The 910-nt window shown below is 40.3% G+C and carries 1 protein-coding gene; it reads right to left on the bottom strand.

Annotated features, from left to right (window positions below; genetic code table 11):
- On the bottom strand, window positions 1–750 hold a 750-nt coding region (locus tag A3766_RS23495), incomplete at its 3' end, for a hypothetical protein (protein WP_156509075.1).
- Window positions 751–910: the final 160 nt, after the last annotated feature.

Here is a 910-nt window from a genome sequence, read left to right as displayed (position 1 = left end):
ATCTTCCTTTGGCGAACCAAGTACCAAATAATCACCTGATAGTGAAAGATTATTCGATTCAAGTGAATTTTCATCAAACAGAGCTAGAGGATTAGCAAAGTCGGTAATTTCAAGCTCATCAGCTTCATCTCGAAATATTACGAAATTATAAGTTAAAACCTGTTCTACATTCCGCCGCATTCCTTGGAGCTCTAATACAGCGTTCTGTGTTTCTTCGGTACTTTCGCCCCCGTCATCTAGCAGTACGAGATTTCGTAACCTCTCGTCTAATTCGCACTCAAGCCCTGAATACGGCATCTGTAAGGACGCCGTAACTTCTAACGAAATCTCGTTTTTGCCAGGTTTAAGAGTAATATCGACTAACGAAGTGTTTTCTGAAAGATCAACATCAAACTGCCTCGTGTCATTATTATGAGAATGCTCAACGATTACACCAAATTCGCGAACCTCAATAGCCGCCTGATCAAGCCTTTCAAACTGAAGTGTAGAAAGTACAGTTTCACCGAGAGAATCTGCTTGAGTTAACTCAGGCAAAACGTTTGGAGCGAAGAACTGTTCAACCTGAGCAAAGCCTAGCGTAGTAATGTCTGACAAATGCTCTAAATTAAACTGATAATCAAACTGCCTATAATCAAAGCTAAATGGAAGACCAGAAAACGATACACTATCGAGCAACACTGGTGTCTCGTAAGGAGAATCTTCCAAACAATAAGGACTAGGCTCGGGTTCAACTTCGGCGGGAATTATCAAATCATCCTGCCTACCACAAGCAATTAAAATGAAACTTAGAGATATGACAGATAAAGTTTTATAAGAGCGGGCGAGCATGAATATTTTAGTCCTTTAGATGCGCGGCTATGATCGAACTATTGAGAAGAAAGAATACAAACCCTTAAGGCAATGACGATAA

It is taken from the genome of Oleiphilus sp. HI0132, from assembly GCF_001635845.1.
The sequence above is the reverse complement of the archived record's forward strand: the minus strand, read 5'-3'. Positions and strand labels throughout refer to the sequence as shown.